This window comes from Polaromonas sp. P1_G2 (assembly GCF_056405515.1).
The window spans coordinates 1-5,136 of record NZ_JBFUBY010000283.1 but is presented as its reverse complement, the minus strand read 5'-3'; the positions used below and the strand labels follow the sequence as shown (position 1 = coordinate 5,136).

Sequence of the window (5,136 nt, the reverse complement as noted above, 5' to 3'; positions counted from 1 at the left end):
TGCCGTGGCAGGTCACGCACTGGGCTTTATAGACTTCTTCGCCGGATTTGAGGGGGCGGTTCGCATCGCGGATTTCAACCGAACCGATTTTCTGGATGCGCTGGGCGACGGCCTTGGCATCTTCGTCGGCGCCGGCGGCAGGCTTGTTGGCCGAGGCCACGTAATAAACCAGGCCGATGATGGCGAAAACGGGGACGACAAAAGAGAAAAAAACCGCTGCCAGCAGTTGCTGGGGCGTCTTGATCGGGCCAGTGTGGGCTTCTTCGTGGGCCGTGGTGTGGTCGTTTGCGCTCATGGCGTCCTCAAAAAACTAAAAATCGGGGGCTATCGCGTATTGGTGGGGCGCGCCTGTGCAGCGCTTGCTCAGCAACCTCACATTATAACTGGGGCCTTGCGGGGCCAAGAGGGCGCCGCGGCCGGCTGGTAGAATCGGGCACGTTGCGCGGCGTGAACCGCTTGCGCAATGCAAATCGCCCTGATTCCGCGCCTCCCGGCCGCGAATTCCGGCGCAAACCGTTTCCAGCGTTGCGGCTGTAGCTCAGTGGATAGAGTATTGGCCTCCGAAGCCAAGGGTCGTGGGTTCGATCCCCGCCAGCCGCACCACAACTCCCGGGAATCCAGCAATTGCGCGGGTTCCAAGCGAATAGGACCTTCTCAAGGATTGCACTGTTCCACAGACCTGTTCCACATCGGGTCAAAATCGGAGTGTGCAAAACGTGAAGAAACCCCCTCATACCGAACGCCGTGGAGGCCAGTGGTGGTATCGCCGCCGTGTCCCAGAATTGCTTGTCCCGATAGTGGGTCGTGGTGAGTTCCGCGAATCGCTTAGAACCTCGGACATGGAGGTGGCTCGAACCAGAGCCGCCTACCGCGATGCTGAAGTGGCCGCCGAGTTCGAGAAGGCCAAGGCCATCCTCAGCAAGCAAACCGTCGCGCCCCTCCAGCTTGAAGACCTCACACCGGACGAGCAAAGCTATGTTCGAGAGCGGATTCGCGCTCATATCTTGGAGGAGGATGACGCAGTGCGAATGGCACGCCCCGACGATGACTCCCGAGAAGCTTACGAAGGTATCCGGGCGGACCAATTTAGCGACTCCATCGACGGCCTCAAGTCGGGGAGAGTGGTAGTTGGGCCATATGAGAGGCAGCGGATGGCAAAGTTGCTGGAGGATGTCGGGCTGTCCATCGCACCGGGCTCTCCTGCGTGGGAAGTAGCGGCATACAAGGCCACAGAGGGCCTGTACCAAGCCCTGAAGGACATCAGCCGGCGCATTGGAGACGACTTCGTTCCAACGCCTCCACGCCCTGTTGCCCCTGTGCGCCTTACCTCTAGCATCGCAGCTGAGCCGCGTGCGGAAGCAAAAGCCGTAACCCTGGGAGAGGTCATTGAACACTACCTCAAAGGGCTAGCTGCCAATGACTTTCAGCGCAAGGTGCGAAGGTGCCTCCAACTCTTTGGAGAGGYGCTCGGGCGCGACTTAAAGGTCAGTGAGTTACGTCAAAAATCTGTTACCGAGTTCATGCGCGACATCTGTCGTTTACCTGCTGCGTGGGCGCGGAGGTTCGACGGTGGCGAGTCCATTGCTGCAATGCTCGCTGAAGAAACCGAGAAGGGGATGAGCCCCACGACATACGAGAGTAACTACAGGGGGCCGCTGGGCACTTTCCTCAGGGATGCCGCCCGGAACTTTGGCGATGACGGGTTTCGGCCACTCACAGTTGATGGCATCAGGTATATGGGTAAGAGGCTTCCCGAAGAAGACCAGCAGCGAGCATTGACAGATGTTGAGCTGAAGGTTCTGTTTGAGGGCGAAGCGTTCGTTCAGGTGGCGCAGGATCCAAAGCAGGAGCCGCTCTACTGGTTACTGGTAGCGATGCTCTTTACTGGGGCACGTCCCCGCGAGCTGTGCCAATTGAATCCGCAGTTTGACTTTGGCAAGGTGGGCGGGCATTGGTATATCGACTTAGACGAGAAGAGCGCAGCGGGCGTTGGCGTCAAGAAATCCATCAAGACAGGAGAGGCGCGGCGGGTACCGTTACATGCAGAGCTTGTCCGCCTGGGGTTCCCCTCCTATCTCCAGCGCGTAAAGGCGGCGGGCTGTGACCGCATGTTTCCGACATGGCGAGTAAAGGGCGGAAACCCCTTCACGGCACACTATGGGCTCATCGCGGGGCTCTTGAGAACCGTGGGACTTTATACCCGCACCGCCCCGCCTGGGGAGCAAGTCACTGGTGCCTATACGTTACGCAAGACTTTCGTCACCCAATGCCGTAACCAGGGGGTAGTGTCCAAGGAAATCACCGGACATAGCGACGGTACAACAACTGCGATTCAAGACCGCCACTACGTCTTCGGCCCCGAGCCCTTTACCAAGAAAATGGTGGAACTCCAGAAACTAGCAATGCCCGTTAATGTCCCCATGCCGCGTCACCTCACGTAGCAATTAGCCATGGCTCACCAGCAATCGTCAAGTGACGGCAGGATCAAACCCAACCCTGCGCCCGCACTTGTAGCGCCTGACGCAACACGGTCACGGACTATGCGCTCCGTCCGTGCAACTGGTAATGCCAGTACCGAGTTGAAGATGGTCGCATTGCTACGGAAGGCTGGTTTGAGCGGCTGGCGTCGCCATCTGGCCCTTCCAGGTAAACCCGACTTTGCATGGCCCGCATCCCGTGTGGCGCTTTTTGTTGACGGATGCTTTTGGCACGGTTGCCCGCATTGCGCCAAGACGATGCCAAAAGCGAACGCTGAGTATTGGGTCAGAAAGGTTGCCCGTAACGCGGCCCGTGACCGCCGTGTGACTCGCCAACTTCGCAAGGAAGGCTGGTCAGTGTTGCGGGTTTGGGAGCACTCCTTCCGCGAGCCGCAGCGGATTGTAAAAAGACTAGCTCTTACCCTTAGACGCCGCGAGGACGGCTGTTGAGACCTGTACAAACAACCAGTCGGAGCCCTACAATCCCTTCCATGCAAAACAAGCGCACCTTTTACGAGTTTTTTGCCGGTGGCGGAATGGCTCGTGCCGGCCTCGGGGAAGGCTGGGATTGCCTTCTAGCGAATGACATCAGCCCCATGAAAGCTGCGGCGTATGCCGAAAATTATGGTGCGGACCATCTTCGCGTTGGCGATATTTATGATTTAAATGCGGCGGGGCTTCCCGGTCAACCGGACCTGGCATGGGGCTCCTTCCCCTGCCAAGACCTCTCACTTGCCGGCGCTGGTGCGGGGCTTGTGGGGGACCGCTCGGGCTGTTTCTGGGGGTTCTGGAAACTGATCCAAGGGTTGAACAAGAGCGGACGCAAGCCGCCGCTTGTCGTTCTGGAGAATGTGTACGGAGCGCTGACGAGTCATGATGGAGCAGACTTCGAGGCCATCATCAAGGCTATCGTCGGCGAGGGCTATATGGCCGGCGTAGTAGTGGTTGACGCAGTCCATTTCGTGCCTCAATCGCGGCCTCGAGTGTTCATTTTGGGTGTGGACAAAAGCTACCGCTTGCCGGAAAGCATGGTTGGTGCGGGTCCTACGCCTGCTTGGCATCCCGAGGCGCTCATTAGGGCGCACAACAGGCTCGCCCCTAAGTTTAAAAAGGACTGGGTATGGCTTAACCCGCCGGCACCACAGCTGCGGCTAAAGACGTTAGACGACATCATCGAGAGAGAGCCGAAAGGGGTCACCTGGCACACGTCAGCCGAGACCAAGCGCTTACTTGAGATGATGGCTCCATTACACCGCGAGAAGGTACTCAAGGCTCAGGCGTTAGGTGGCCTGACGGTAGGCACAATCTATCGCCGAACACGCCTGGGTGTGCAACGTGCCGAGGTGAGATTTGACGGTATCGCAGGATGCTTGCGGACGCCCTCCGGAGGCTCTAGTCGCCAGACAATCATTGTGGTCGAAGGCCCTCGTATCCGTACACGCCTGCTGTCGCCGCGCGAGGCTGCGAGATTGATGGGACTGGACGACTCTTACAAGTTGCCGCCGCGATACAACGACGCTTATCACGTAGCGGGCGACGGCGTGGTCGTGCCTGTAGTTGCGCACATCGGTCGCACAGTGCTTGAACCTATCCTTGCTGCAAACTCTGTAGTGAACCGCCGGAAAGCGGCATGAGCGCGAAACCTCCCAAGGGAACCAAGGGAGGAGCGCTCGTGTCGAAGGACAATACCGTTGCCCTGCCATTTGAGGTTGCAGAGCAAATACAAGCCCTCACCGAGTTTCTTCGCCAGCCCTACACAGTCGGCGACTCAGACATGCCGCTTGGCAACGTTCAATGGGGCGTGTACGCTTTTTTTGACTATGACGAAGAGCCGATCTACGTAGGGCAGACTCGCGAGAGCCTGAGTAGTCGCATCGGACGGCACCTGACAGGACGGCGGAGCGATGCCGTCGCTAAAAACATCCTTGACCCCTTTGAAGTGTGCACAGTGCGGGTCTATCCGATGCCAAGTCTTCAGGGCCGCGGCGCTAAAGACGTCGAGGCTAAGGAAACTATAGACGCCCTTGAGCACAACGTGTTTCAGGAGCTGCTGACAAAGTCCAGGTTTGGGGCGGTGCTAAACGAGAAGCCACCTCCGGCACCAAAACGAGCGGTTGATATCCCGCCGTATCTTGAGCGCAGGATTGCTACCGACAAGATTATTGAGTTACGCGACCACCCAGACATCCGCATCGCCCGCAGGGCACAGACCCTCGCCGCCTTAGCGACGGGCATCAGTGAGCGGCGTGTCAGTAGCGGTATTCGGAACACTCTGCTCACCCAAGCAAAGCGGTTGCAGTGGCTAGCCGAGCGTCGTGCGCAGGTTGCACCCGATGGGCCCGACGAGGTCGAAGATGAAGACCCCAAGGACTGATACTCGGGGGTCGCGCGAATCAATGTTGTGGCTTGGAAGACCCGGCAAAATTTGCCGAAAAAATGTCAGAGGTCTTTCCAGAAACCCGCAATGACAACTTCCCCCTTAGGGGGCTTCGAGTTGCCCCCTGGAATCACGGGAGTCGAACTAGTAAGAGCGTTGCCGTTTGTTCAAGCCGTACGGGTGCCGTTCTTCTTATTGTCCCAACTCTCTAATATGAACAGCGCGGCCGTGTGAGCTGCGTGGACCGCGAGGCGGGAATGTCGGGGCTGTAGGCGGTATGAC

At 58.3% G+C, this 5,136-nt stretch carries 4 protein-coding genes, 1 tRNA gene and 1 pseudogene; 5 read left to right on the top strand and 1 reads right to left on the bottom strand.

The window, feature by feature from the left end; genetic code table 11:
- Positions 1–295, bottom strand: a pseudogene (locus tag AC1D0P_RS21490) (c-type cytochrome); the annotation flags it as partial.
- 232 nt (positions 296–527) lie between these two features.
- Here AC1D0P_RS21490 and AC1D0P_RS21485 point away from each other — a divergent pair.
- The 5 genes from AC1D0P_RS21485 to AC1D0P_RS21465 all read left to right on the top strand — a co-directional run bounded on the left by AC1D0P_RS21485 (position 528) and on the right by AC1D0P_RS21465 (position 4,851).
- Positions 528–603, top strand: a tRNA-Arg gene (locus tag AC1D0P_RS21485).
- A gap of 113 nt (positions 604–716) precedes the next feature.
- On the top strand, positions 717–2,441 hold the full coding sequence (locus AC1D0P_RS21480) for a DUF6538 domain-containing protein (RefSeq protein ID WP_477678605.1): 1,725 nt from the start codon (positions 717–719) through the stop codon (positions 2,439–2,441).
- 9 nt (positions 2,442–2,450) lie between these two features.
- Positions 2,451–2,927: a very short patch repair endonuclease gene (locus AC1D0P_RS21475; protein WP_477678604.1), complete on the top strand. Its 477-nt coding sequence runs from the start codon at positions 2,451–2,453 to the stop codon at positions 2,925–2,927.
- Positions 2,928–2,968: 41 nt separating this feature from the next.
- Positions 2,969–4,111, top strand: a complete 1,143-nt coding sequence (locus AC1D0P_RS21470) for a DNA cytosine methyltransferase (protein WP_477678603.1) — start codon at positions 2,969–2,971, stop codon at positions 4,109–4,111.
- On the top strand, positions 4,108–4,851 hold the full coding sequence (locus AC1D0P_RS21465; protein WP_477678602.1) for a GIY-YIG nuclease family protein: 744 nt from the start codon (positions 4,108–4,110) through the stop codon (positions 4,849–4,851). Before AC1D0P_RS21470 ends, AC1D0P_RS21465 begins: the two co-directional genes overlap by 4 nt.
- Positions 4,852–5,136: the final 285 nt, after the last annotated feature.

Coding starts and splice junctions, on each gene's coding strand:
- AC1D0P_RS21475 (WP_477678604.1), top strand. CDS start 2,451: ATGGCTCACCAGCAATCGTCAAGTGACGGCAGGATCAAACCCAACCCT.
- AC1D0P_RS21470 (WP_477678603.1), top strand. CDS start 2,969: ATGCAAAACAAGCGCACCTTTTACGAGTTTTTTGCCGGTGGCGGAATG.
- AC1D0P_RS21465 (WP_477678602.1), top strand. CDS start 4,108: ATGAGCGCGAAACCTCCCAAGGGAACCAAGGGAGGAGCGCTCGTGTCG.